Source organism: Staphylococcus sp. EG-SA-2, assembly GCF_017152085.1.
The window spans coordinates 1-1225 of sequence record NZ_JACYHC010000824.1; the positions used below are offsets into that span (position 1 = coordinate 1).

Sequence of the window (1225 nt, forward strand, 5' to 3'; positions counted from 1 at the left end):
GATGAATCAGCTAAAAAATATTTGTGGCGTGTCTTAGTTACACAATTGAAAAAATTAGAACTTAATTATGACGTCTATTTAGAGCGATTGAAATATGAGTATAAAGTTATTACTAATATGGGTTTTGAAGATTATTTCTTAATAGTAAGTGATTTAATCCATTATGCGAAAACGAATGATGTGATGGTAGGTCCTGGTCGTGGTTCTTCAGCTGGCTCACTGGTCAGTTATTTATTGGGAATTACAACGATTGATCCTATTAAATTCAATCTATTATTTGAACGTTTTTTAAACCCAGAACGTGTAACAATGCCTGATATTGATATTGACTTTGAAGATACACGCCGAGAAAGGGTCATTCAGTACGTCCAAGAAAAATATGGCGAGCTACATGTATCTGGAATTGTGACTTTCGGTCATCTGCTTGCAAGAGCAGTTGCTAGAGATGTTGGAAGAATTATGGGGTTTGATGAAGTTACATTAAATGAAATTTCAAGTTTAATCCCACATAAATTAGGAATTACACTTGATGAAGCATATCAAATTGACGATTTTAAAAAGTTTGTACATCGAAACCATCGACATGAACGCTGGTTCAGTATTTGTAAAAAGTTAGAAGGTTTACCAAGACATACATCTACACATGCGGCAGGAATTATTATTAATGACCATCCATTATATGAATATGCCCCTTTAACGAAAGGGGATACAGGATTATTAACGCAATGGACAATGACTGAAGCCGAACGTATTGGGTTATTAAAAATAGATTTTCTAGGTTTGAGAAACTTATCGATTATTCATCAAATCTTAACACAAGTCAAAAAAGATTTAGGTATTAATATTGATATCGAAAAGATTCCGTTCGATGATCAAAAAGTGTTTGAATTGTTGTCGCAAGGAGATACGACTGGCATATTCCAATTAGAGTCTGACGGTGTAAGAAGTGTATTAAAAAAATTAAAGCCGGAACACTTTGAAGATATTGTGGCTGTAACTTCTTTGTATAGACCAGGTCCAATGGAAGAAATTCCAACTTACATTACAAGAAGACATGATCCAAGCAAAGTTCAATATTTACATCCGCATTTAGAACCGATATTAAAAAATACTTACGGTGTTATTATTTATCAAGAGCAAATTATGCAAATAGCGAGCACATTTGCAAACTTCAGTTATGGTGAAGCGGATATTTTAAGAAGAGCAATGAGTAAAAAAAATAGAG

The 1225-nt window shown here is 33.5% G+C and carries 1 protein-coding gene; it reads left to right on the forward strand.

What is annotated here, in order from left to right:
• The coding region (gene dnaE / locus IDG60_RS27565; RefSeq protein WP_206160852.1) for a DNA polymerase III subunit alpha at positions 1-1225 on the forward strand (1225 nt) is incomplete at both ends.